The organism is Streptomyces sp. NPDC001157 (genome assembly GCF_053598255.1).
Genome location: NZ_JBSFJW010000003.1, coordinates 28,048 through 50,901 on the forward strand (window position 1 = coordinate 28,048; position 22,854 = coordinate 50,901).

The window sequence follows — 22,854 nt, forward strand, 5'->3', positions numbered from 1 at the left end:
GGGCTTCCTGATCCGCTTGCGCGGCGGACATCGGAGGACATGCCCCCACCCGCACGAGTCTTCTTCGTGCTGCCTGGGGGCATTTTCTTGCTGTTTCGTGAGTCCGCGGCATCCGTGGCCGCCCGCCTCCTCGAAGGGTCGCTGGCGCTGCACCTGACCGAGAACTTCCGTCACCAGCATGGCCGGAGCCCCGCACAGTCGGAGATACGGTCCTGGCAACGCAGCCTCCCCGCCCTCGTCAACGCGCTCATCGAGGCCGGGCTCGACGACGTGGAGGTCATCGTCGAGTACAGCCTGCCTCTCACCAGCAAGCGCGCGGACGCCCTGCTCGCCGGTGTGCACCCGACAACCGGCCAACCGTCGTACGTCGTTGTCGAACTGAAGCAGTGGAGCGCGGCTTACCCGGAGGAGGACGAGCCGCTGCTGTGCCGCATCGACGCATACGCGCAGCCCGTGCTCAACCCGATCGAGCAGGTGCGGGGCTACTGCGAGTATCTGCTGTCCTTCAACGGGGCGTTGGAGCGGATGCCCAACTCGCTGGCCGGCGTGGCGTTCCTGCACAACGCGACCGAGTTCCAGATCGCCGGGCTGAGGGGCGTCGAGGAGAACCAGTACGGCCGGATGTACACCGGGGAGCAGCGCGGCGCCTTCCTGGATTTCCTGCGCTCGCGGCTCGCCGCCAAGCCCGGCGCACAGGTGGCCGACGTACTGCTCGACGCCAAGGTACGGCCGTCGAAGCAACTGATGTCCGTCGCGGCGGCCGAGATCCGCGATCGCGAACAGTTCGTGCTCATTGCCGAGCAGCGGGTCGCGTACGAGAAGGTGATGTCCGCCGTCCGTAAAGCCAAGCGCGGCAACCACAAGCAGGTGGTCGTGGTGACCGGCGGTCCCGGATCCGGCAAGAGCATGATCGCGTTGTCGGTCCTGGGTGAGCTGTACCGCCGCGGAGTACCCGCGCTGCACGCAACCGGGTCGCAGTCGTTCACCAAGACGATGCGCAGGGTGGCGGGGCACAAGAAACGTGAAGTGCAGCAGTTGTTCAAGTACTTCAACAGCTTCATGGATGCCGAGCCCAACGACCTCGACGTACTGGTCTGCGACGAGGCCCACCGGCTACGGAAGACCTCCGCCAACCGCTACACCAAGGCGGCACTGCGTACCGGACGACCCCAGGTGGCGGAGCTCATCGACGCGGCCCGGGTCCCCGTCTTCCTGCTCGACCAGCATCAGGTCGTGCGTCCCGGCGAGATGGGAACCAGGCAGGAGATCGAACGGGCTGCCGCGGCAGAGGGCTTGGACTGCACAGTGGTCGAACTGGACGGCCAGTTCCGATGCGGCGGCAGCGACGCGTACGAGAAGTGGGTCATCGACCTGCTCGGCCTGGAGGGCGGCACGCCCAGCCAGTGGGAGCCCGACGGCAAGCTGCAACTGCTCACCGCCGAGACCCCGCAGGAGCTGGAGGACTTCCTTGTCGCGCGCCGGGAGGAAGGCTACGGCGCTCGCATGTCTGCCGGTTACTGCTGGAAGTGGACCACAAAGATCACCCCCGGCATGACGACACTCCCCGCAGACGTCGTGATCGGCCAATGGTCCCGGCCCTGGAACGTGTACGGCGACCGATCCGTGCTCGGCGCCCCGCCCGCACCCCTATGGGCCACGGACCCGGCCGGTTTCAGTCAGGTCGGTTGTGTCTACACCGCGCAGGGCTTCGAGTACGACTGGTCGGGCGTGATCATCGGCCCCGATCTGGTCTGGCGGACGGACCACTGGGTCGTGAACCGCTCGGCTTCGAAGGACCCGTCCTTCACCAAGGCGACGCCGGACGACGACGTCGACCGGCTCATCCGCAACACCTACAAGGTGCTGCTGACGCGCGGAATGGTCGGCACGATCCTCTACTCGACGGACGCGGAAACCCGCGAGAAGCTGCGGTCGCTGATTCATCCGACATCGCGGGCGAAGGTACCCCAGCTCGTGTAGTTCCGCGCGTGCGAGGGGTGGCCATCCTCTGCCACCGGGAGGTGGGCCCGGGAGCCGTTTCGCCGCCCGCGCCGCGCGTGACGCCGTCCGGTGCCGATGCCGCCCCCATGAGAGCGGTGCGCTTCCGTACGACGCAGCCGTATGCCCTGGACGACGAACGGATCCCTCAGTTCCATCCTGGTTCGGCGGGAACCCGGCAACGCACCTGCTTCCCAATGGCGGACCTCCGCACGTGGACTGCCTCAGACTCTCGCGCAGGGTCAAGCCGTGTGACCAGCGGGTTCGCTCTATACAGACGGGCCCTCCGGAGCCGTGTGCGCAGATTTGAGTCGCAGGTAGTACGGGAACTTCCGGAAAGCCAGAACCCCAGCGGCAGACGAGTCGGGCTATACGCCGGGTTCTGTCACCCGACCGCCTCGCGGCGGCCGGGGAGACGGCCATCCATCTAGGACCGGTGTTGCCACCGGCCTCGTGCGGTCTACCCGGGGGCTCGGGCGGGCAGCCCTCGAACGCCTCCGCAGGAGCGCCGGGGCGCTCCCTTTTGACCTTGCTCCGGGTGGGGTTTACCTAGCTGCCCAGGTCACCCTGGGCACTGGTGGTCTCTTACACCGCCGTTTCACCCTTACCCAGCACCTGAGTGCTGGGCGGTTTGTTTTCTGTGGCACTGTCCCGCGGGTCACCCCGGGTGGCCGTTAGCCACCACCCTGCCCTGTGGAGCCCGGACGTTCCTCGGGGAGCCCCTCAAGGGGACTCCACGCGGCCGTCCGCCCGGCTCGTCTGCCGTGTGGACCATGCTACCGGGCGTCCACCCTTCGCCGGACCGGAGGCCGCCGTCGCCAGGACCGAGCCCGCCAGGATGAGGGTGAAGGCGATCCCTATGCCTACGGTGAAGGGCTCGTCCAGCAGGAGGGCTCCTGCCGCCACCGCCACCGCCGGGTTGACGTACGTGAACACCGTCGCGCGGGTCGGGCCGACCTCCTTGATCAGCTCCAGGAAGGCCACGAATGCCAGTGCCGTGCAGATTGCTCCCAGGCCGATCAGGGCCGTCAGGACAGAGGCGGATGGGGTGGTCGATGGCCAGGTCGCCGCCGCCGGTGTTGCGTAGACGACTGCCGCCAGTGCCAGGCACGGTGCCGTCAGTTGCAGGGTCGGGACGTCCTTCAGGCGGCGTGCCGCGATCAACGGTGCCGTCGAGTACCCCAGCACCGTCAACATGACCTCCCCGAGCGAGCGGGCGTCGCCTCCGGTCAGGTGCGGGACGGTCAGTACGCCTACGCCCGCCAGGCCCAGTCCGAGGCCCGTCATCCGTCGTACACCCAGGCGCTCCGTGTCGCCGAAGAAACGCGCCAGCACGACGCCCACGATCGGTACGCCCGCGATCAGCAGGCCCGCCGTGGAGCTCGACAGGTGCCGTTCCGCGTCGGTGAGCGTGAACCACGGGCCGATGATCTCTATGCACGCGAAGGCCAGCATCGGCAGCCAGTGGGTGCGGACCGTGCGGATCAGGCCGCCCTGTCGTATCGCGAACGGGAGCAGGAGGAGTGCGCCGAGTGCGCAGCGCGTGAATACCACCATCGATGGGGAAAGGGGGGCGTCCACCGCCACCTTGATCATCAGGTAGGGGATGCCCCAGATCACTCCCATCAGGGAGAAGAGGAACCAGCCGCGTGCAGTCATGCGGACAGAATCGGCTCACCGGCTACCTGGCGTCTTGAACGCTGTTGCGGTACGCCGCCGGGGTCACCCCCAGCACACGGCGGAACCAGCGCGTCAGGTGGGCCTGGTCCGCGAAGCCGACCAGGGTGGCCACCTCGGCCGGGCGCAGGCCCGACTCCAGCAGCCCGCGCGCCCGGCTCACCCGGTGCTGGGCCAGCCAGGCGTACGGCGGTATCCCCATCGTCGTACGGAAGGCTCGCAGGAGTTGGTAGCGGGAGAGGTCCAGGTCCCGTGCGAGGTCGGCCAGGGACGGGGGGTCCAGGAGTTCGTCGGCCAGGCGGTCGCGGACCACGAGAGCGATGTGGTCGGCGCCCGGCATCGCGTCCGGGGCCGAGCGGGCCGTCGAGTGGCGGCGGGCCAGGGCCGTCAGCAGCCACGGGAGGCGGGATTCCGTCTCCAAGGGGTCCGGGCAGGCGCTGAGTTCGGTGTGGGCGAGGCGGAGGGCGGTGACCAGTTCGGGGTCGTCGATCACGGGTTCGCGGAAGTGCGGGAGGCCGCCGAGGATGCCGTCGGTGAGGAGGGTCGGGTCGGCGTACAGGGCTCGGTAGGCATAGCCGTCGGTGGTGGTGTCGGGGCCGCCGGTGTGCATCTCGCCGGGGTCGAGGACGACGATCGAGCCGGGGCCGGTGCGGACGTGGCCGCCGCGGTAGTCGATGACCTCGGAGCCGCCGACGCAGACGCCGATGGTGTACTCGGCGTGGGCGTGGGGGGCGTAGACGTGCCGTTGGAAGCGGGCGGTCAGCAGGTCGAGGGGCGGGCCGCAGCGGCCGAGGCGGGCGCGGGTCCACAGTGCCTGCTCGCTCACCGGGCGCCCCCATCAGTCGGTCTACGTCTCCGTCGTCGTACGGGGTGCAACAAACCCCGGGCCTCTTCCATGCCCCGCCCCCCCGCGGCGGGCTCTATGGACCCATTCGCTCCAGTACGTCGAAGGCCGCCTCGATGCGTGCCCGGTGGTCCGCGATCAGCTCGGCCGCCGGTTCCCCGGCGAGCAGGCGGCGTGCGGTGGTGACGTAGACCGAACGGTAGGCGGCGACGGTCAGGGCCGCGAGCAGGTGCGGGTCGGCGACGGATGCTTCCGCCAGCGCCTCCGTCAGGGCCGTCTCCACCTCCTCCAGGCCTTCACGGGCGCGGGCCCGCAGGCTGGGCGACTCCATGACGACTCGCCAGAAGGTCGGGAAGCGGTCGTTGACTCCGGCCAACGGGTGGCTTTGGTCGAGGAGTTCGAGTGCCAGTCGGCGCAGGGCGGCCAGCGGGGTCTCGTCGGGGCGGCGCCCGCGGACGGCGCCGGCGAAGGTGGCGGCGGCCTCGGGGATGCGGTCGAGGTAGAGGTCCTCCTTGCGCGCAAAGTAGTTGAAGACGGTCATGGCGGACACGTCCGCGGCGCGGGCGACCTCCGCCACGGTCACCGCGTCGAAGCCGCGCTCCTGGAACAGCCCCGTCGCGATGTCGGAGATCCGCTGCCGGGTCTCCCTCTTCTTGCGCTCGCGCAGCGGCAGGTCCGCGCCCGTGCGTTCGTCTTCAACTGGCATGCAAAAAATTATAGCGAACAAAAAGTTTTAGTGACTACACTCAGGCTCATGAACAAGCTCATGAACAAGCCCATGGACACGAAGACGTACGACGTCGTGGTGGCCGGTGCCGGGCCCGTCGGCCTGCTGCTCGGCTGTGAGCTGCGGCTCGGCGGGGCGCGGGTGCTGGTCGTGGAACGGCTGGCCGAGGTGGACGAGACGATCAAGGCGGGGGCGATCAATCTGCCCTCCGCCGAGGCGCTGTACCGCCGGGGGTTACTGCCCGCGCTGGCCGCGGTGCAGGAGGAGGCGATGCGCGGCTTCCGGAAGTTCCGCCGGGCGCAGGGTGAGGACGAGGACGCACCGCCGCCGCCCAGGTTCGCCGGGCACTTCGCCGGCATCTGGCTGCACGGCGAGCTGCTGGACGAGACCGACCCCGACTTCGGTGGATCGGGTCCCGCCGAGCGGGTCGGCTTTGTCCCGCAGGCCACGCTGGAGCGGATCCTCGCCGGGCGTGCGGAGGCACTCGGAGTGGAGGTGCGGCGGGGGGTCGAGCTGACCGGGTTCGAGGCGGACGACGAGCAGGTGGTCGTCCGCGTCACCGATGCGGACGACACCTCCGCGACAGAGGAGATCCGCGCCGGCTGGCTCGTCGGCTGCGACGGCGGGCGCAGCAGCGTGCGCAAGCTCGCCGGGTTCGACTTCCCGGGGACGGACCCCGAGATCACCGGGTATCAGGCGCTCGTCGAGATGACCGGCGCCGAAGGACTCAAGACCGGCTGGAACACGACGGACGTGGGGACGTACGTGCACGGGCCGATGCCGGGGCGCATCCTCACCGTGGAGTTCGACGGGCCGCCCGCCGACCGTCAATCCCCCATCACCGCCCGGGAGTTGGAGGGCAGTCTGCGCCGGGTGACCGGGGTGGAGGTCACGGTGACCGCGGTGCACTCGGCGACCCGGTTCACCGACAACTGCCGTCAGGCGAGCAGCTATCGCAAGGGGCGGGTGCTGCTTGCGGGCGATGCGGCACATGTGCACTCGCCGTTCGGCGGGCAGGGGCTGAACCTCGGCATCGGGGACGCGATGAACCTCGGCTGGAAGCTCGCGGCCGTGGTGCGGGGGCGGGCGCCCGAGGGACTGCTCGACTCGTACACCGCCGAACGGCATCCGATCGGCGCCTGGGTGCTCGACTGGACGCGGGCCCAGATCGCCCTGATGCGGCCCGAGTCGCACGCGCGCGCCCTGCGCGAGGTGATCACCGAGCTGTCGCGGACGGTCACCGGCACCACGTTCTTCGCCAAGAAGATCTCCGGTGTCTGGCAGCGCTACGACCTGCCCGGCGACCACCCGCTCGGAGGCCGCAGCGCCCCCGACCTGGAACTCTCCGACGGCAGCCGCCTCGCCGACCATCTGCACGCCGGGCGCGCTCTGCTGCTGGACCTCGCCGACGACCCGAAGGTCCGGGCCCGCGCGGAGGGATACGGCGACCGAGTTGACGTCCGCACCGTCGCCTGCGACGACCGGCCGGGGCTCGCAGGGCTGCTGGTGCGCCCGGACGGCTTCGTCGCCTGGGCAGCGGACGAGGACGACGAGGGCGGGGACGCGCTCGACCGGGCACTGGAGCTCTGGTTCGGAGCTTCCGCCGTGCTTGACCCCGCCCCGCGGGCGTAGACGGGCTGCTGGAAGCGGGCGGTCACCAGGCCGAGGGGCGGCCCGCAGCGGCCCAGGCGTCGGCGACTCAGAGAAAGTCCGTCGTCTCCAGATCGAAGGCGAAGGGGGCGGGGAGGGTGAGCGGTTTGCCGAACGGGCGGGTGCAGAGCCCTCGGTAGTCGTCCTTCTCTGGGTCGCTGAACAGCGTGACGGAGGCGGCGTCGCGGTCGACAAGCAAGTAGAGGGGAATGCCGCCGCGGGCGTAGCAGCGGCGTTTGGCCTCGCGGTCGGCCTTGGGCTTGGTGGAGGTCACCTCCAGCACCATGGCGACGCCATTGCACGGCATCCAGGAGTCGGCGCCGCCGAAAAGGTCACGCTCAAGGGGCGCGAAGGTGACATCCGGGACCACGTGGTTCTTCGGGCAGGCCTCGCCGCTCCTCAGCCTCAGGCCCTTGTTCCCGGAGAAGTCCATCTCGGTCGAAGACCGCTTGATCACTTGCCGCACGATCCGGCTGATGTACTTCTCGTGCTCCCCGTCCGGCGGCGGCGTCACAACGATCTCCCCCTCGATCAGCTCGCCCCGGAAACCCTCCGGGGTGTCCAGGGCGAGAAAGCCCTCCAGCAGGACCTCTTCCTGCGTGAGTGGCTCGTGGGCGCTGGCAGTCATGTCACGCCCCTCCTTCGGTCGCTCGCCAGACTGGGACATCGGAAGATCACCTGTCCGAGAGATCGGGAACCGTTCCCTCGATCGTGGCACACGATCGCCATGGTCGTCAGGAGCCGACCCGCCCGCTTGACCCTCCCGCAGCGTCAGCGTTTGTACTGGCCCCATGCGGATCGGAGAACTCGCCGCGGCCGTCGGCGTCACCACGCGGACCGTGCGGCACTACCACCATCAGGGCCTGCTGCCGGAGCCCGAGCGGCTGGGCAACGGGTATCGGGACTACACGCTGCGGCACGCGGTCGTGCTCGCCCGCATCCGGCGGCTGACCGAGCTGGGGCTCGGGCTCGCCGAGGTGCGGGACGTGCTCGCCGACGATGTGGGGCGGGACCTCGCCGAGGTGCTGGACGAGCTCGACGAGGACCTGGCCCGGCAGGAGGCGGCGGTCAAGGAGCGGCGGGCGCGGCTGCGGGCGCTGCGGGAGTCGGAGAACGGTCTCACCGCCGAAGGGCCCGTTTCGCCTCAACTCGCGTCCCTGCTCGGCGACTTGGCGCAGGTCGCGTCCGACTCCCCCATGGCTGTCAAGGACCGCGAGATGCTCGCGCTGATCGACAGCGTGGCGGCCGTGGAGGACCGGGAGCGTCTGATGGGCCTGCTGCGTGATGCCCTCACCTCCCCCGAGGGCATCGCGCGGGCGGTGCGGGCCTACCGCCTCCTCGACGAACTCGCCGACACGGAACCGTCCGACCCACGCGTCGAGGAGGCCGCCCACGCCCTGGCCGAGTGCCTGCCCCGCGACCTGCTCCCGGAGGCGACGATCAACGAGGAGGACAGCTTCATGCGCGCCTTCTACGCCGACTTCACCCCGGCCCAGGCGGAGGCGGTCCGCCGCACCCTCCGCATCCTGACGGGGGATCGGCCGTGAGGACGGCGTACGTCCTCGTCCGCCACGAGCTGCGGCTGCTCGCGAGTCTCGCGATGTGGGTGACCCGGCGCACCCACGGGGCGGACGACGGGCGGGCCTTCGGGTACGCACGGGGGCAGGGCGCGATGATGTTCGGTCTCGCGTTCGTATGCCTGGTCGAGACGGTCACGATGTCCGTGCTGCTACGGGACTACCCGGCCGCCCACCGGACGCTGCTCGTACTGGACGTGTACACCATCGTGTTCGTCGTAGGGCTGCACGCGGCATCCGTCGTACGGCCGCACGTGCTCACCCCCGACACCCTGCGCATCCGGCACGCGGCACACGTCGACCTGTCCATACCCCTCGACCGGATCGCGACCGTGCGCCGCGAACTGCGCACCACCCACGAACGGACGGACGCGGAACTTGACCTCCCCGTCGGCGCCCAGACGACCGTCACTCTCCAACTCAACCAACCTGTCGCCCACTTCACCTTCCTCGGCCGTCGGCGACACATCCACCTCGTCCGCTTCCACGCCACCGACGCCGACAGCCTCGTACAAGCCCTCACGCAGGCGCGAAGCGCACTTTCGCCGCCGCCGGATCCGCCTGGGTGAGCCGCACCCGTAGCCGCTCCCCCAGTGGCAGGTGTTCACCCTCGATGCGCCCGATGATCGCCGGAGACTCCAACTGCACGGTGCCGATGGTGGGGTGGTGCTCCTCCACGTCCACCACGCAGCCGTCGAACACCTCCCCCACCCGGCCCGCCAGCAGCGCCGCCTCCACGATGTCCACGCACTCCCGCTCCACCGTGCCTGCGCGGCGGCTGCCGTCGGCCATTTCCTGCGGCAGCGCGTCCAGGGCAGCCAGTACCCAGTCGGGCGGGGTCTCGTCCGCCGCCGTCGCCAGGCAGATCTCGGATGCGTACCGGTCGGCCAACCGCCGCAGCGGGGCCGTGCAGTGGGCGTACGGCGCCGCCACGGCGGCATGTGTGGTGATGGGCGGGATCCTGGCGTCCTTGAAGACGGTGTAGCCGGCGCCGCGCAGCAGTGTCGTGCACTCCTGGAGGAAGGCCGCGTGGTGTGGGCGGTGTGGGTCGAGGGAGCGGATGAGCTGGGCGTACGAGACGTGGTGGGGCCAGTCGATGTGCAGGGCGTGCGCGGTGCGGCGGAGGCGGCCCACGGCACCGTCCGGGGCGGCCGGGAGGGTGCGCAGGATGCCGGTGCCGGCCGACAGCATGAGATCTGCCGCCGACATCCCCGTCAGCAGGGAGATCTGGGCGTTCCAGCCGTCGGCGGGGAGTGGAGCGCGATAGCTGAGTTCGTACGCGTGGTCGCGTTCCACGATCTCCTGTTCGGGGACGCTGAGCGAGATGCCGCCCCGTTCCACCTCCAGCCGCTCCCGCGCCTCCCCGATCTCCTTGAGCAGCGCCAGCGGCTCCTCGGCCGTCTTGTCGTCGATCTGCTTCTGTACGGCGGCGTAGTCGAGCTTGGCCCTGCTGCGGACGAGGGCGCGGCGGACGTCGACGGCGAGCGTGTGGCCGTCCGCGTCGAGGTCGATCGTCCAGAGGGCGGCCGGGCGGGCCTGGTCGGGCAGCAGACTCGCGGCGCCCTCGCTCAGCAGCGCCGGGTGCAGCGGGATCCGCTCGTCCGGGAAGTAGAGGGTCGTCACGCGTCGGTGGGTTTCCGCATCCAGCGTTGATCCGGGTGCGACGAAGGCCGCGACGTCCGCGATGGCGTACCGCACCCGGTAGCCGGTGCCCTGCCGGGACAAGTGCATCGCCTGGTCGAAGTCGGTGGAGGTGGGCGGGTCGATGGTGAAGAAGGGGATGTCCGTCGCGTCGTACGACGGCAGGGCCGGGGTCTTCGCTGATCGCTCGGCCTCTGCCTGCGCCTCCGGCGGGTAGCTCTCGGAGACGCCGAGTTCGGTGCGGAGCGCGGTGAGGGCGGCCCGGAGGGGGGCTTCGGGAGCGCCGGTCACTCGGATGTGGCGGCGGGGCATACAGCGAGGGTAGGCGCATCGGGCACCGTACGCTGTCCCGGAGCTCAACCGAAGGAGATCACCCGTGCTTGTCCTGCTGCCTCCCTCCGAAGGCAAGGCGTCCTCCGGCCGTGGCGCCCCGCTGAAGACGGAGTCGCTGTCGCTGCCGGGCCTCACGCCCGCCCGTGAGGCCGTGCTCGGCGAACTGGTCGAGCTGTGTGCCGGGGACGAGGAGAAGGCACGTGAGGTGCTCGGGCTGAGTGAGGGGCTGCGGGGCGAGGTCGCGAAGAACGCCGAGCTGCGGACCGCCGGGGCGCGGCCCGCCGGGGAGATCTACACGGGTGTGCTGTACGACGCCCTCGACCTGGGCTCCCTGGATGCGGCCGCGAAGAGGCGGGCCGCGCGCTCCCTGCTGGTGTTCTCCGGGTTGTGGGGTGCGGTGCGTGTCAACGACCGCATCCCTTCCTATCGCTGCTCGATGGGTGTGAAGCTGCCGGGGATCGGGGCGCTGGGTGCGTACTGGCGCGCGCCGATGGCCGAGGTGATGCCCGAGGCCGCCGGGGACGGGCTGGTGCTGGACCTGCGGTCCTCCGCGTACGCGGCCGCGTGGAAGCCGAGGGGCGAGGTCGCCGGGCGCACGGCGAGCGTCCGGGTGCTGCATGCGCCCACCCGGAAAGTCGTCAGCCACTTCAACAAGGCGACCAAGGGGCGGATCGTACGGAGTCTGCTGACGGCGGGCGCGGCACCCAAGGGTCCGGCGGAGCTGGTGGAGGCGCTGCGCGAGCTCGGTTACGTGGTGGAGGTGGAGCCGCCGACGGGGGCCGGGAAGGCGTGGATGCTCGACGTGTTGGTGGACGAGGTCCACTGACCGACCCGCACGATCCTCCGACCCACCCCACCACCCTGTTGCAGCATGCGCAATGAGCTTTGCGCATGCCGCATGACCCCGGGCACGATGACGGCATGGCTGCCTCATCGGTCCTCGACCTTGCTCCCGTCGTGCCCGTCGTCGTCATCGAGGACGCCGCCGACGCGGTTCCGCTGGCGCGGGCGCTGGTGGCGGGGGGACTGCCCGCCATCGAGGTGACGTTGCGGACGCCGGCCGCGCTGGACGCGATCCGGGCGATCGCCGAAGCGGTGCCGGACGCGGTGGTCGGAGCCGGGACCGTGATCACGCCCGAGCAGGTGAAGGAGTCGGTGGCCGCCGGGGCGCGGTTCCTCGTCAGCCCGGGCTGGACGGACGTACTGCTGGAGGCCATGAAGGCGTCCGGGGTGCCGTTCCTGCCGGGCGTGTCGACCACCTCGGAGGTGGTGGCGCTGTTGGAGCGCGGGGTGCGGGAGATGAAGTTCTTCCCGGCGCAGGCGGCGGGCGGCACGGCCTATCTGAGGTCGCTGGCAGGGCCGTTGCCGCAGGCGCGGTTCTGTCCGACCGGCGGGATCGGTGCGGCGAACGCCCCCGAGTATCTGGGGCTGCCCAACGTCGGCTGCGTGGGCGGCACTTGGATGCTCCCCGCGGATGCCTTCGCCGCCCGCGACTGGGGGCGGATCGAAGGCCTGGCCCGCGAGGCAGCGGGACTCAGCGCAGGTGGGACGTGTCGTTGAAGAGCCGGACGCTCGCGTTGCCGTCGGCGTAGTAGGCCACCGCGGAGAGTGCGGCCGCCGACAGTTCCATGCGGAACAGGGACTCGGGCGGGGCGCCCAGAGCCAGGCGTACGAACGTCTTGATCGGGGTGACGTGGGAGACCAACAGGACCGTGCGGCCCGCGTACGCCGCCACCAGCTTGTCCCGGGTGGCCTCGATACGGGTCGCGGTCGCCGCGAAGCTCTCGCCGCCGCCCGAGGGCTGGGCGTGCGGGTCGGCGAGCCAGGCGTTCAGGTCGTCGGGGTAGCGCTCGCGGACCTCGGCGAAGGTGAGGCCCTCCCAGGCGCCGAAGTCGGTCTCGATGAGTCCGTCGTCGATGCTCACCTCCAGGCCGAGGTGCCGGGCGACGATACCCGCCGTCTCGCGGGTACGGGCCAGGGGCGACGCGACGATCGCCTGGATCGTGCCGCGCCGGGCCAGTGCGGCCCCGGCGCGCTCGGCCTGCTCGCGGCCGACGTCGGACAGGGAGGGGTTGGTGCCGCCGCTGCCCGAGAAACGCTTCTGCGGGGTCAGCGGGGTCTCACCGTGCCGCAGCAGGACGAAGGTCGCGGGCGCGCCCAGGTCGGCGGGGGCCCAGCCGGGGGTGGCTACGGCCGTGGCGGCCCGCACATCGGCGTCGGCCTTCTGGACATCGGCGGGGGCAGGCTCAGCGACCGCAGCCCTCGCGGCGGACGCCTCCAGCTCCGCCGTCGAGGCCGCCGGCGACCACTGCTCGCCCCGCTTCCCCGCGTCCATCGCCTCGTTCGCCAGCCGGTCCGCGTGCTTGTTCTGCTCCCGCGGGATCCACTCGTACGTCACCTGGTCCGGCGGGAAGACGCGGGCCGCCACCGTCGCCAGCGGCTTCATGTCGGGGTGCTTGATCTTCCAGCGGCCCGACATCTGCTCGACGACCAGCTTGGAGTCCATGCGGACGTGAACCTTGGCGGAGGGGTCCAGTTCGTGCGCGGCGCGCAGGCCCGCCAGCAGGCCCCGGTACTCGGCGACGTTGTTGGTCGCGACGCCGATGTACTCCGCGGCCTCGACCAGGGTCTCCCCCGTAGCCGCGTCGAGCACCACTGATCCGTAGCCCGCGGGTCCCGGGTTGCCCCGCGAACCGCCGTCGGCCTCGACGATGAACTCCCGCACGGTCAAGGCTCCTAGAGGCCGGACTCGGCCGTACGCACCAGGATGCGACGGCAGTTCTCGCAGCGCACCACCGTGTCGGGGGCGGCCGCGCGGATCTCGTTGATGTCGGTGATCGCCAGTTCCTGACGGCAGCCCTGGCAGGTGCGCTGGTACAGCTTGGCTGCGCCGATGCCGCCCTGCTGCTCGCGCAGCTTGTCGTAGAGCTTCAGCAGGTCGGCGGGGATGGCGCCCGCGATGACCTCGCGCTCCTTCGTCACCGTCGCCACCTCGCCGTCGATCTCCTCGAAGGCGGCGTCACGGCGCGCGGTCGCGTCGTCGATCTTCGACTGGACGGAGGAGACGCGCTCGGTGAGCTCGGCGACCCGCTCCTGCACGGACTCGATGCGCTCCATGACCTCCAGGACGACGTCCTCGAGGTCGCTCTGCCGCTTGGCCAGGGAGGCGATCTCGCGCTGGAGGTTCTCCAGGTCCTTGGGGGAGGTCACGGCACCGGAGTCCAGGCGCTTCTGGTCGCGGGCGGCACGCTGGCGCACCTGGTCCACGTCCTGCTCGGCCTTGGTCTGCTCGCGGGCGGTGTCGCTCTCCTCGGTCTGCGCGGCCACCAGGAGGTCGCGCAGCTGGGTGAGGTCCTTGGTGAGCGAGTCGATCTCGGCGTGCTCGGGCAGGGACCTGCGCCGGTGCGCGAGCTGCTGCAGGCGTACGTCGAGGGCCTGGACGTCGAGGAGTCGGATCTGGTCGGCGGGCGCGGCGTTCAGTTGGGGGCTCCTGCAGTCGGATCGGGGGAGGCCGCGTGGGCCGTCCAGGGGTCGGTGACCGTCTTGGAGACATGGACCCTGAGGTCCCATCCGTGGCGGTCGGAGATCTCGTCGAGCTGGGTGGCGGCCAGCTCGCACCAGGGCCATTCGGTGGCCCAGTGCGCCGCGTCGAGCAGCGCGAGGGGGCTTTGGAGTACAGCCTCGGAGGCCGGGTGGTGGCGCAGGTCCGCGGTGAGGAAGGCGTCGACACCGGCCGCGCGCACCTGGTCGAAGAGGCTGTCCCCGGAGCCGCCGCTGACGGCGACCGTGCGGACGAGCGCCTCCGGGTCGCCGGCGACGCGGATGCCCTGGGCGGTGGCGGGCAGCCGGGCGGCGGCCTTCTCGGCGAACTCGCGCAGCGGCAGCGGGTGGTCCAGCTCGCAGATGCGGCCGAGGCCGCGGCGGCCGGACGGATCGGCCGGGTCCGGCACCAGGGGGCGTACGACACGCAGGTCCAGCGCACCGGCCAGCGCATCGCTGACTCCGGGGTCGGCCGTGTCCGCGTTGGTGTGGGCGACGTGCAGCGCGATGTCGTTCTTGATCAGGGTGTGCACCACGCGGCCCTTGAAGTGCGTGGCCGCGACCGTCGTCGTACCGCGAAGGTAGAGCGGATGGTGGGTGACCAGCAGATCGGCGCCCAGCTTCACCGCCTCGTCGACGATCTCCTGCACGGGGTCGACCGCGAACAGGACCCGGGCGACCTCCTGGTCGGGGTCGCCCACGACGGTGCCGACCGCGTCCCAGGACTCGGCCCGCTCGGCGGGCCACAGGTTCTCCAGCGCGGCGATGACTTCAGACAGACGGGGCACGGACAAAAGGCTACCTGGCTGATCTGCGCCGCTGAACCGATGTCCGTGGTCGGCCTGCACCAATGCCCGTGGCCGGGTGGAGGAGACCGGCGCTCCGGGGCTCACCCCGGCCCCCTTCAGCACATCCGCCCCCGTTCCCTCAGGCGAATCGTTCCCCCGCCACCCTTATGTGTGAAGCAGGAGCCTCGTGGTCCCACGTGTGTGCGTGCGAAAACTAGCTTCGTCGCCGGAGGTGACCAGACCATGACGGCGTGTGCGATCGAGCCCGAGGCTGCTCCCGAGGACGGCGCCCCGCAATCCGGCTGCACCATCACCGTGGACGGCGCCTACGCCGCCCGGCTCGCGCCGGCCGGGGACTCCTGGTTCCCGGAGCGCTGGACGCTGGACGGCCCCGAGCCGTACGCCGTGCCGCTGCCCGGCAACCAGCCCGAGGAGCCCGGCACCGAGGTGCAGCCGATGGGTGACGGGCGGGTCCTCATCCGCCGTCGGGCGGAGGGGCGGCACCTGTTCTCGCTGCTGTATCCGACCGGACCGGGCACGGGCGAGCTGCTGCTCGGCGCGGTGGAGTGCCCGGACGAGAGCGCCCGGCTGCGGCTGCTGCCGCCCGCGCCTGGCGGGGAGAAGGCGTACGCCCTCGCCGTGGGCCGGCGCTCCAGCACGGTGTGGCTGGTGGCGGGCGGCGCCTTCGGGCCTGAGCACATGGCGGAGATCCCGGGGCGCTGCTCGGGCGGGGTGTGGCTGGACCGCACGGGGCGGCTGCTGGCCCTCGACCGTGAGACCGGCGGCCGGACCAAGACGATCGTGGTCGACCTGGAGCGGGGCGGCGAGGCCTCGCCGCTGCTGCAGATCGCCGAGGCCAGCGACGACCGGCTGCTGCTCGCCGACCCGGACAGCGGTCTGCTGCTGATCCGCTCCGACGCGCCCTCACCGGGCGAGGAGCGGCTGGGCTGGGGCGTGCTGGGCAGCACACTGCCGGTGCGTTTCCCGGAGTGCCTGCGCCTGCCCGACTGTGCCGTCACGCCGTTCGCCATCCAGCCGGGGCAGGTGCTGCTGCCGGAGAGCTGCGGGGTGGCGCTGCGCATCGACGGGCCCGTCGGCAGCTGGGTGGGCCTGTGGCGGCCGGACCGGCGGCAGGTGCACCATCTCGCCGCGCCGTACGGGTGGTTGGCGGGCGCGGGGGTCTGGACCACGGACGGGGTGCTCCAACTGCCCTACGCCACGGCCGAGGTGCCGTGCGGCGTGGCGCGGGTGGCGGCGCCCTCGGGGGAGACGGGGGAACCGGGGGATGCAGGGGGATCGGGGGGCGCGGGGGGCGCGGGCCCGGAGGATCCGGTGCGGGGCGGGACGGTACAGCCGGATCCTCCGGAGCCCGTGGCACCACGCCCTGTGCCGTTGCAGCAAGCACCCTTGGGACGTCTTGTAACGAAATAGTGCCGATGGGCGTGCCCGTCTGGAGTCGCGAGGAGGGTGGCCGGTTAAACTCGCCCGGCTGTTTGAAAGATCATGTTGACGGGGTGAATCCTTCCGATGAGCGACACAAGCACCATGCAGCCGCTGTCCGCCGAGTCCCGGGAAGACGCCGGTCACGGCCGGCACCGGGGTCCGAGTTCGGCCCAGGACGGTGACACGGCCCCTCACGGCCGGCACCGCAAGCCGGCCGAGGACAGCGAAGCGGCTGCCTGAGGGTACGCAGGGAAGGGGCCCGCACACCTGACCGGTGTGCGGGCCCCTTCCGTATGTCTACGCCTGCTTGATGTCTACGCCCCGCTTGAGTCCCAGCACTTCCGCCGCCGCGAACGTCTCCCCCGGCGGCCGGTCCGCGTAGTGCGGAGTGAGTACGGCGTCCAGCTCGTCGTAGGTGAAGGTGTCCTGCTTGCTGTCGAACTTCGCCTGCACCCGCGGCCGGTCGACGACGGCCACCATGCCGCCGTGCACGACGAGCAGCTGGCCGTTGACGCGGGCCGCGGCGGGCGAGGCCAGGTAGCCGACGAGCGGGGCGACATGCTCGGGGGCGAGCGGGTCGAGGCCCTCGGCCGGCTGCTCGAAACCCGCGAAGACGTCCTCGGTCATCCGGGTGCGGGCGCGTGGGCAGATCGCGTTGGCCGTGACGCCGTACTTGGCGAGGGCGAGGGCGGTGGAGGTGGTCAGACCGACGATTCCGCCCTTCGCGGCCGCGTAGTTGGGCTGTCCGGCCGAGCCCGCCAGAAAGGCCTCGGAGGAGGTGTTGACGATCCGCCCGTAGACCGGCGCTCCCGCGGCCTTGGAGCGCTCGCGCCAGTGCGCGGCCGCGAAGTGGGTGGTGTTGAAGTGGCCCTTGAGGTGGACCCGGATCACCGCGTCCCACTCGCCCTCGGTCATGGAGAAGACCATGCGGTCGCGGAGGATGCCCGCGTTGTTGACCAGGATGTCCAGCTTGCCGAACTCGCCGACCGCCGACTCCACGAGTTCCCGGGCCTGTTGGAAGTCGGCCACGTCCCCGGTGTGGGCGAGCGCCTTGCCGCCCGCCGCGCGGATCTCGGCGGCGACCTCTTCGGCGGGGCCCGCCGAAGCCTCCCCCGAGCCGTCCCGGCCCGGCTGACCGAAGTCGTTGACGACGACGGCGGCGCCGAGCCGGGCGAGTTCGAGCGCCTCGGCCCGTCCCAGGCCGCGACCGGCCCCGGTGACGACGGCGGACAGCCCTTCCAGCGGCCCTTGCTGTGGCAACGACACAGGCACCCCCGTCAGATCTCGATGCACGTGCGCAGTGCCGTGCCCGTCCGCATCTGGTCCAGCGCCTCGTTGATGTCGGCCAGCGGCACCCGGTGCGTGATCAGGCCCTCCAGGTCGACGCGGCCCGCCCGCCACAGCGCGATGGTCCGCTCGTAGGAGCGCAGGACGTCGCCGCCGCCGTACATCGACGGCAGGATCCGCTTCTCGTCGAAGAACAGCTCGAACATGTTGAGCTGCAGGAAGTCGTCCAGGGCGCCCGCGCCGACGACGACGAGCGTGCCGCCGCGCCGCGTGTTCTCGTACGCCGTGCGGGCGGTGGCCGACTTGCCGACGACCTCGAAGACGTAGTCGAAGCCCTCGCCGCCGGTGACGTTCTGCTTGGCGTCGGCCAGCTCGTCCGGCGAGACCGCCTTCGTGGCGCCGAACTTGAGGGCGGACTCGCGGCGCGAGGCGACCGGGTCGACGGCGACGATCTCGGCGGCGCCCTTGAGCCGGGCCCCCTGGATCGCGGAGATCCCGACGCCTCCGCAGCCGATGACGGCGACCGACGAACCGGCCTCCACGTCGGCCGTGTTGAGCGCGGCGCCGAGCCCGGTCGTGACGCCACAGCCGATCAGTGCGGCGATGTCGAAGGGCACGTCGCCCGGTATCGGCACCGCGCAGCCCGCATCGACGACGACCTCCTCGGCGAAGGTGCCGGTGCCCGCGAAGCCGAACACGTCACCGCCGGGGCGCTTGAAGTTGGGAGTACCCGCGTTCATGAACCCGGCCAGGCACAGCTCGGTCTGCCCGCGCTTGCACGCCGGACAGGCACCGCAGGCCGGCAACCAGCAGACCACGACCCGGTCGCCCGCCTTCAAGTGGCTTACGTCCGCCCCGACTTCGACTATCTCGCCCGCGCCCTCATGCCCCGGCACGAACGGCGCCGGCTGCGGCAGCACCCCGCTCATCGCGGACAGGTCCGAGTGGCACAGCCCGGTGGCCCGCACCCGGATCCTCACCTTGCCGGGCCCGAAGCCCGTCGCCTCGACGTCCTCGAAGACCTCGAGTTTGTCCTGGCCGATCTCGTGCAGTACGGCTGCGCGCATGGTGCGGCTCCCCTCAACTGCCTACTTCAACTTCCGGCTGGATCAAGAGTGTTCGACGATCGTGTCGGCGAGGACGGGCGCGTCGTCCCGCTCCACGGCGCTCACGGCGACCCTGACGGACTCCGATGCCTGCCACATCCGGATGCGCAGGGTCTCCCCCGGGAACACGACGCCCGCGAACCGGGTGGCGTACGACCGCACCCGCGTCACGTCCCCGCCGAGCAGCGTGTCGACGACCGCCTTGAGCGTCATGCCGTAGGTGCACAGCCCGTGCAGGATGGGCCGTTCGAACCCGGCGGTCTTGGCGAAGTCGGGGTCGGCGTGCAGGGGGTTCCAGTCGCCGGAGAGGCGGTAGAGCAGGGCCTGGTCCTCGCGGATCGGGCGCTCGACGGTGCGGTCGGGTTCCCCGGTGGGCGACTCCAGGCGGGTCGAGGGTCCGCGGTCTCCGCCCCAACCGCCTTCCCCTCGTACGAAGATCTGGGCGTCGTTGGTCCACAGCGGGCCGTCGGCGTCGGCCACCTCGGTGCGCATGACGAGGACGGCCGCCTTGCCCTTGTCGTACACGGCGGCGATACGGCCGGTGGCGGTCGCGGTGCCCTCGACGGGGATCGGGCGGTGCAGCGTGAGGGACTGGCCGCCGTGCAGGACACGGGCCAGGTCCACGTCGATCCCGGGCATGGACAGGCCGCTGATCACCCCGGGCGAGCCGTTGCCCGCGACGGTGGCGAAGCTGGGCAGGACGTGCAGCCGGGACTCCAGGGTGTAGCGCAGCTCGTCGGGGTCGGTGGCGGGGATTCCTGCTCCGATGCCCAGGTGGTAGAGCTGGACGTCCTTGCGGTCCCAGGTGATCTCGCCGGAGCGGGGTTCGGCGGCGAGGGCCTTCGCTGCGTCGATGGGCATACGGCTCCTGGTGGCTCGGATGGTTCAAGACCTCGGCGCGGCCGTCCGCACCGTCGGCCGCGACCGAGGTCGTCACGAGTGCCGATCTAGAACGCGTTCCAGTCCGGCGCCCTCTGTATAGCCCAGCACTCCGCACTTGTGAAGGCTCCTGACACTGTGTCAGCTGAGCGCTCGGCCGACCGTGACATTTGTCCTGCCGGAGTCCGTACGAGCGCATCTGCCGGGCGGGTACCTGGTCTCCGTAGCGTCATAGGCATGACGAAGACGACGGGGATGAAGACTGGCAGGACGGCCGGGGTGACGACCGGGGCGCCGCCCGCCGTGTCCTTCACGGGGGCGGTCAAGACCTTCGGCGCCGTGCGCGCCTTGCAGGGCGTGGACCTGGAGATCTCGCAGGGCGAGACCGTGGCCCTGCTCGGCCGCAACGGCGCCGGGAAGTCGACGGCGATCTCGCTGCTGCTCGGCCTGAACGAGCCCGACGAGGGCACGGTACGGGTCTTCGGCGCTCCCCCGGAGCAGTCGGTGCGCGCCGGGCGGATCGGCGCGATGCTGCAGGAGGGGCGCGCGGTGCCCCGGGTCACCGTGCGGGAGCTGGTGGCCTTCGTGGCCGGCCGCTACCCGGACCCGATGCCCGTCGCGCATGCCCTGGAGCTGGCCGGGATCACCGAGCTGGCGGGGCGGCGGGTGGACCGGCTGTCCGGCGGCCAGACTCAGCGGGTGCGGTTCGCGGTGGCGCTCGCCGGGAACCCCTCGGTGATCGTCCTGGACGAGCCGACCGCCGCCCTGGACGTGGAGGCGCGGCACGCCTTCTGGGCGTCGATGCGGTCCTACGCCCGCCTCGGCCACACCGTGCTGTTCTCCACCCACCATCTGGAGGAGGCGGACGCGCATGCCGACCGCATCCTCGTCATCGACCAGGGCCGGATCGTCGCGGACGGCACCGGCGAGCAGCTCAAGCGGTCGGTGGGCGGCAGCCTGGTCGCCTTCGACCTCGCGGAGCAGGGCACGGAGGGTCTGGAACTGCTGCCCGGCGTGCGGTCGGTGGAGGTACGCGGGGAGCGGGCGCGGTTGCGCACCGACGACCCGGACGCGACGGTGGTCGCACTGGCGGAACTGGGTGCGATACGCCGCCTGGAGGTCGCGCCCGCCTCGCTCGACGACGCGTTCCTGGCCCTCACCGCAGGCGTGACGGAGGCGGCGTGATGCTGGACTATCTGCGGCTCGAAGTGCGCCGGACCCTGCGCGACGCGGGTTTTGTGATCGGCGGGATCGCGATGCCGGTGCTGATGTATCTGCTGTTCACCAACCTCGGTGCGGACGACGGGAGTTGGAAGACAGGGGCGATGGTCGGCATGGCGGGCTACGGCGCCGTCGGCTGCGCCCTCAACACCGGCGGCGGGGTCGCCGAGGACCGGGCGATCGGCTGGCTGCGGCAGCTGCGGGTGACCCCGATGACCCCGCGCCAGGTCGTCGTCGGCCGGACGCTGACCGGCTCGGTGACGGTGCTGCCGGCGATCGTGGCCGTGCTCGCGGCGGGCGGCCTGGTCAACGGCGTGCGGATGGAGGCCTGGCAGTGGGCGGCGGTCGCGGCGCTGCTGTGGCTGGGCTCGGTGCCCTTCACCCTGCTGGGCCTGGGCAACGGCTACCGGCTGACCGGTCAGACCACCGGCGTGACGAACATGGCGTGCAGCATGGGCCTCGCGGTGCTCGGCGGCCTGTGGTTCCCGGTCACCCTGTTCCCGGACTGGCTGCGCACGCTGTCGGCGTACACACCCACCTACCGCTTCGCCCAGCTCGGCACCTCGGCGGCGGAGGGCCGCGCCCCGGCCCTCGCCGCGATCGCGGTACTGACCCTCTGGCTGCTGGCCTTCGGTTCGTACGCTGTGCTGTCGTACCGGCGGTCCGGACGGACCGCCTGAACGGGGGAGCGAAGACATGTCCTGGATACGAGGGGTCGCCTGCCAGGTGGACCACTGGCGGGCGGCGCGGGCGCGGTGGAAGGCGGGGATGGCGGAGTTCAAGGCCGCACAGAAGGAGGCCGTCGGGACCGGGAGGCGGCCCGAGCACGCGGGCCCGCCGCCGACCGGCTTCGGGCTGCTGCCCTGGCTGCTGATGGGGATGGGCGCGTTCTCCAACGTCATCCAGGGCAAGAACGCCAACCCATGGATCGGCGGCCTCGGCCTGCTCGCCTTCAACTCCCTCTACATCTATGTGACGTTCCGCTCCTTCGACCGGTGCAAGCGCGAGGAGCGGTCCACCCGGGTCGCACTGCTGCTGATGGCCCTGATCACCACGGCTCTGGCCCTCGGCTACGGCGGCAACTGGCTGATGTTCTTCCCGCTGCTCGGCCTCGCCACGGGCGCGGTCCTGCGCGGACCGTGGCTGGGCAGGACGGGGATCCTGCTCGCCGCGTTCGCAGGTGCCGTCTCCGTGTACCGCGACGGCTCGGACGCCGTGACCATCGCCTATGGCACCTTCCTGTCGACGATGGTCACCGCCGCGATCCTGTCCCTCTCCGAGGCGGTACGCGAACTGCAGGCCGCCCGCGAGAAGCTGGCGCACCAGGCGGTCGAGAAGGAACGCCTGCGCTTCTCCCGCGACCTGCACGACCTGCTCGGGCACACCCTGTCGGTGATCGTGGTGAAGTCGGAGGCGGCCCGGCGGCTGGCCCCGCGGAACATGGACGCCGCGCTCACCCAGATCGGCGACATCGAGTCCGTCGGCCGGCAGGCGCTCACCGAGATCCGCGAGGCCGTGACCGGCTACCGCGAGGGCAGCCTCGCCACCGAACTGGACCGGGCCCGCTCGGCGCTGACCGCCGCCGGCGTCGAGCCGGTGGTGAACCGCTCGGGCCCGCCCCTCGCCCCGCAGACCGAGGCGCTGCTGGGCTGGGTGGTGCGGGAGGCGGTCACGAACGTCGTGCGGCACGCCGGTGCCACGCGCTGCGAGATCACCGTGCACAGCAGCTCAGAGCGCGTGAGCCTCACGGTCGCGGACAACGGGGAGGGCGTGCCGTCCACGCCCCTCGCGCCGCCCCTGCCGGGCATCGGCGGCACCGGTCTGAAGGGACTCACCGAGCGCCTCGCGGCGGCCGGCGGCTCCTTGCGGGCCGGCCGTTCGCCGCGAGGCGGTTTCACCGTCACCGCCGAACTCCCGGTGGAGGCCGACGACGTGTCCGCACCGGTGGCGGCTACGGCGCCCACGGCGAGCTGACGACCCAGCTCACGTCGTCCACCCAGGAGGTGGAGCTGTCCCAGGTGTTGGAGCCGCCGTCGCTCGCTATGTAGACGTTGAAGTCGTAGTGGCGGAGGAACTTGGCCGGGTAGTTGTACGAGGCGAACGGGGTCCCGGTGCCGCTCTTTCCGGTCGTCGGGCAGAAGGT

Annotated in this window: 21 protein-coding genes, 1 other RNA gene and 2 pseudogenes; 11 read left to right on the forward strand and 13 right to left on the reverse strand. The window is 71.2% G+C overall.

Translation table 11 applies throughout. The annotated features are described in order from the left end of the window. Window positions 1-87: 87 nt before the first annotated feature. A complete protein-coding gene (locus ACWDAG_RS06210) occupies window positions 88-1,980 on the forward strand; it encodes a DNA/RNA helicase domain-containing protein (RefSeq protein ID WP_450694427.1) in 1,893 nt (630 codons plus the stop codon). A gap of 373 nt (window positions 1,981-2,353) precedes the next feature. Here ACWDAG_RS06210 and rnpB read toward each other — a convergent pair. From rnpB to ACWDAG_RS06230, 4 genes and pseudogenes are all read right to left on the reverse strand, one after another. Further along, window positions 2,354-2,756: RNase P RNA component class A (gene rnpB, locus ACWDAG_RS06215), an RNA gene on the reverse strand. 118 nt (window positions 2,757-2,874) lie between these two features. Then, window positions 2,875-3,657: pseudogene (locus tag ACWDAG_RS06220) on the reverse strand (DMT family transporter); the annotation flags it as partial. Window positions 3,658-3,679: 22 nt separating this feature from the next. After that, complete coding sequence (locus tag ACWDAG_RS06225; RefSeq protein WP_450694428.1) at window positions 3,680-4,501, reverse strand: helix-turn-helix domain-containing protein; 822 nt, start codon at window positions 4,499-4,501, stop codon at window positions 3,680-3,682. 94 nt (window positions 4,502-4,595) lie between these two features. Then, window positions 4,596-5,225, reverse strand: a complete 630-nt coding sequence (locus ACWDAG_RS06230) for a TetR/AcrR family transcriptional regulator (protein WP_450694429.1) — start codon at window positions 5,223-5,225, stop codon at window positions 4,596-4,598. 48 nt (window positions 5,226-5,273) lie between these two features. Here ACWDAG_RS06230 and ACWDAG_RS06235 point away from each other — a divergent pair, with 48 nt between their 5' ends. Beyond that, entirely contained in the window at window positions 5,274-6,878 is a 1,605-nt protein-coding gene (locus ACWDAG_RS06235) for an FAD-dependent monooxygenase (RefSeq protein WP_450694430.1), read from the forward strand. 67 nt (window positions 6,879-6,945) lie between these two features. Here the strand turns inward: ACWDAG_RS06235 and ACWDAG_RS06240 are convergent, their stop codons facing one another. Next, window positions 6,946-7,524 (reverse strand): Uma2 family endonuclease, encoded by a 579-nt coding sequence (locus ACWDAG_RS06240; RefSeq protein ID WP_450694431.1) that lies wholly within the window; start codon window positions 7,522-7,524, stop codon window positions 6,946-6,948. Window positions 7,525-7,687: 163 nt separating this feature from the next. On the opposite strand from ACWDAG_RS06240, the gene ACWDAG_RS06245 reads away from it, so the two are divergent. Together ACWDAG_RS06245 and ACWDAG_RS06250 are read left to right on the forward strand one after the other, a co-directional pair. Beyond that, window positions 7,688-8,443 (forward strand): MerR family transcriptional regulator, encoded by a 756-nt coding sequence (locus tag ACWDAG_RS06245; protein ID WP_450694432.1) that lies wholly within the window; start codon window positions 7,688-7,690, stop codon window positions 8,441-8,443. Further along, a complete protein-coding gene (locus ACWDAG_RS06250; protein ID WP_450694433.1) occupies window positions 8,440-9,042 on the forward strand; it encodes a hypothetical protein in 603 nt (200 codons plus the stop codon). Before ACWDAG_RS06245 ends, ACWDAG_RS06250 begins: the two co-directional genes overlap by 4 nt. On the opposite strand, the gene ACWDAG_RS06255 is transcribed toward ACWDAG_RS06250, so the two are convergent. Further along, the gene (locus ACWDAG_RS06255) at window positions 8,993-10,426 is read right to left on the reverse strand and encodes an RNB domain-containing ribonuclease (protein ID WP_450694434.1); all 1,434 of its coding nucleotides are present in this window, start codon (window positions 10,424-10,426) and stop codon (window positions 8,993-8,995) included. The two genes, ACWDAG_RS06250 and ACWDAG_RS06255, sit on opposite strands and share 50 nt — an antisense overlap. A gap of 64 nt (window positions 10,427-10,490) precedes the next feature. On the opposite strand from ACWDAG_RS06255, the gene yaaA reads away from it, so the two are divergent. Both yaaA and ACWDAG_RS06265 read left to right on the forward strand, forming a co-directional pair. Continuing rightward, window positions 10,491-11,273, forward strand: coding sequence for a peroxide stress protein YaaA (yaaA, locus tag ACWDAG_RS06260; RefSeq protein WP_450694435.1), 783 nt, complete (start codon window positions 10,491-10,493; stop codon window positions 11,271-11,273). Between the two features lie 95 nt (window positions 11,274-11,368). Continuing rightward, window positions 11,369-12,007, forward strand: coding sequence for a bifunctional 4-hydroxy-2-oxoglutarate aldolase/2-dehydro-3-deoxy-phosphogluconate aldolase (locus ACWDAG_RS06265; RefSeq protein WP_450694436.1), 639 nt, complete (start codon window positions 11,369-11,371; stop codon window positions 12,005-12,007). Here the strand turns inward: ACWDAG_RS06265 and ACWDAG_RS06270 are convergent. From ACWDAG_RS06270 to ACWDAG_RS06280, 3 genes are read right to left on the reverse strand one after another with little or no spacing between them, the layout of a single operon-like run. After that, window positions 11,982-13,172, reverse strand: a complete 1,191-nt coding sequence (locus ACWDAG_RS06270; protein ID WP_450694437.1) for a bifunctional RNase H/acid phosphatase — start codon at window positions 13,170-13,172, stop codon at window positions 11,982-11,984. The two genes, ACWDAG_RS06265 and ACWDAG_RS06270, sit on opposite strands and share 26 nt — an antisense overlap. An 11-nt stretch (window positions 13,173-13,183) precedes the next feature. Beyond that, window positions 13,184-13,927 carry a zinc ribbon domain-containing protein gene (locus ACWDAG_RS06275; RefSeq protein WP_450694788.1) on the reverse strand — a complete coding sequence of 248 codons (744 nt, stop codon included), beginning with the start codon at window positions 13,925-13,927 and terminating at the stop codon, window positions 13,184-13,186. Further along, window positions 13,924-14,775: a Nif3-like dinuclear metal center hexameric protein gene (locus ACWDAG_RS06280; protein WP_450694438.1), complete on the reverse strand. Its 852-nt coding sequence runs from the start codon at window positions 14,773-14,775 to the stop codon at window positions 13,924-13,926. The genes ACWDAG_RS06275 and ACWDAG_RS06280 overlap by 4 nt, the downstream gene beginning before the upstream one ends. A 243-nt stretch (window positions 14,776-15,018) precedes the next feature. Between ACWDAG_RS06280 and ACWDAG_RS06285 the strand changes: the two genes are divergently transcribed. Together ACWDAG_RS06285 and ACWDAG_RS06290 are read left to right on the forward strand one after the other, a co-directional pair. Next, window positions 15,019-16,206 carry a hypothetical protein gene (locus ACWDAG_RS06285; RefSeq protein WP_450694439.1) on the forward strand — a complete coding sequence of 396 codons (1,188 nt, stop codon included), beginning with the start codon at window positions 15,019-15,021 and terminating at the stop codon, window positions 16,204-16,206. 96 nt (window positions 16,207-16,302) lie between these two features. Beyond that, window positions 16,303-16,458 carry a hypothetical protein gene (locus ACWDAG_RS06290; protein ID WP_389069901.1) on the forward strand — a complete coding sequence of 52 codons (156 nt, stop codon included), beginning with the start codon at window positions 16,303-16,305 and terminating at the stop codon, window positions 16,456-16,458. A 57-nt stretch (window positions 16,459-16,515) separates the two neighbouring features. Here the strand turns inward: ACWDAG_RS06290 and ACWDAG_RS06295 are convergent, their stop codons facing one another. The 3 genes from ACWDAG_RS06295 to ACWDAG_RS06305 are packed head-to-tail and all read right to left on the reverse strand — an operon-like array spanning window position 16,516 to window position 19,472. Then, the gene (locus tag ACWDAG_RS06295; protein WP_450694789.1) at window positions 16,516-17,478 is read right to left on the reverse strand and encodes a 3-oxoacyl-ACP reductase; all 963 of its coding nucleotides are present in this window, start codon (window positions 17,476-17,478) and stop codon (window positions 16,516-16,518) included. Between the two features lie 17 nt (window positions 17,479-17,495). Then, entirely contained in the window at window positions 17,496-18,572 is a 1,077-nt protein-coding gene (locus ACWDAG_RS06300; protein WP_450694440.1) for a Zn-dependent alcohol dehydrogenase, read from the reverse strand. 42 nt (window positions 18,573-18,614) lie between these two features. Beyond that, window positions 18,615-19,472 (reverse strand): MaoC/PaaZ C-terminal domain-containing protein, encoded by an 858-nt coding sequence (locus ACWDAG_RS06305; RefSeq protein ID WP_450694441.1) that lies wholly within the window; start codon window positions 19,470-19,472, stop codon window positions 18,615-18,617. Between the two features lie 273 nt (window positions 19,473-19,745). On the opposite strand from ACWDAG_RS06305, the gene ACWDAG_RS06310 reads away from it, so the two are divergent. From ACWDAG_RS06310 to ACWDAG_RS06320, 3 genes are read left to right on the forward strand one after another with little or no spacing between them, the layout of a single operon-like run. Then, entirely contained in the window at window positions 19,746-20,675 is a 930-nt protein-coding gene (locus ACWDAG_RS06310; RefSeq protein WP_450694790.1) for an ABC transporter ATP-binding protein, read from the forward strand. Then, window positions 20,675-21,391, forward strand: a complete 717-nt coding sequence (locus tag ACWDAG_RS06315; RefSeq protein WP_450694442.1) for an ABC transporter permease — start codon at window positions 20,675-20,677, stop codon at window positions 21,389-21,391. Before ACWDAG_RS06310 ends, ACWDAG_RS06315 begins: the two co-directional genes overlap by 1 nt. 16 nt (window positions 21,392-21,407) lie before the next feature. Further along, entirely contained in the window at window positions 21,408-22,685 is a 1,278-nt protein-coding gene (locus ACWDAG_RS06320) for a sensor histidine kinase (RefSeq protein WP_450694443.1), read from the forward strand. Here ACWDAG_RS06320 and ACWDAG_RS06325 read toward each other — a convergent pair. Then, window positions 22,663-22,851: pseudogene (locus ACWDAG_RS06325) on the reverse strand (AbfB domain-containing protein); the annotation flags it as partial. The gene ACWDAG_RS06320 and the pseudogene ACWDAG_RS06325 sit on opposite strands and share 23 nt — an antisense overlap. Between the last annotated feature and the right edge of the window lie 3 nt (window positions 22,852-22,854).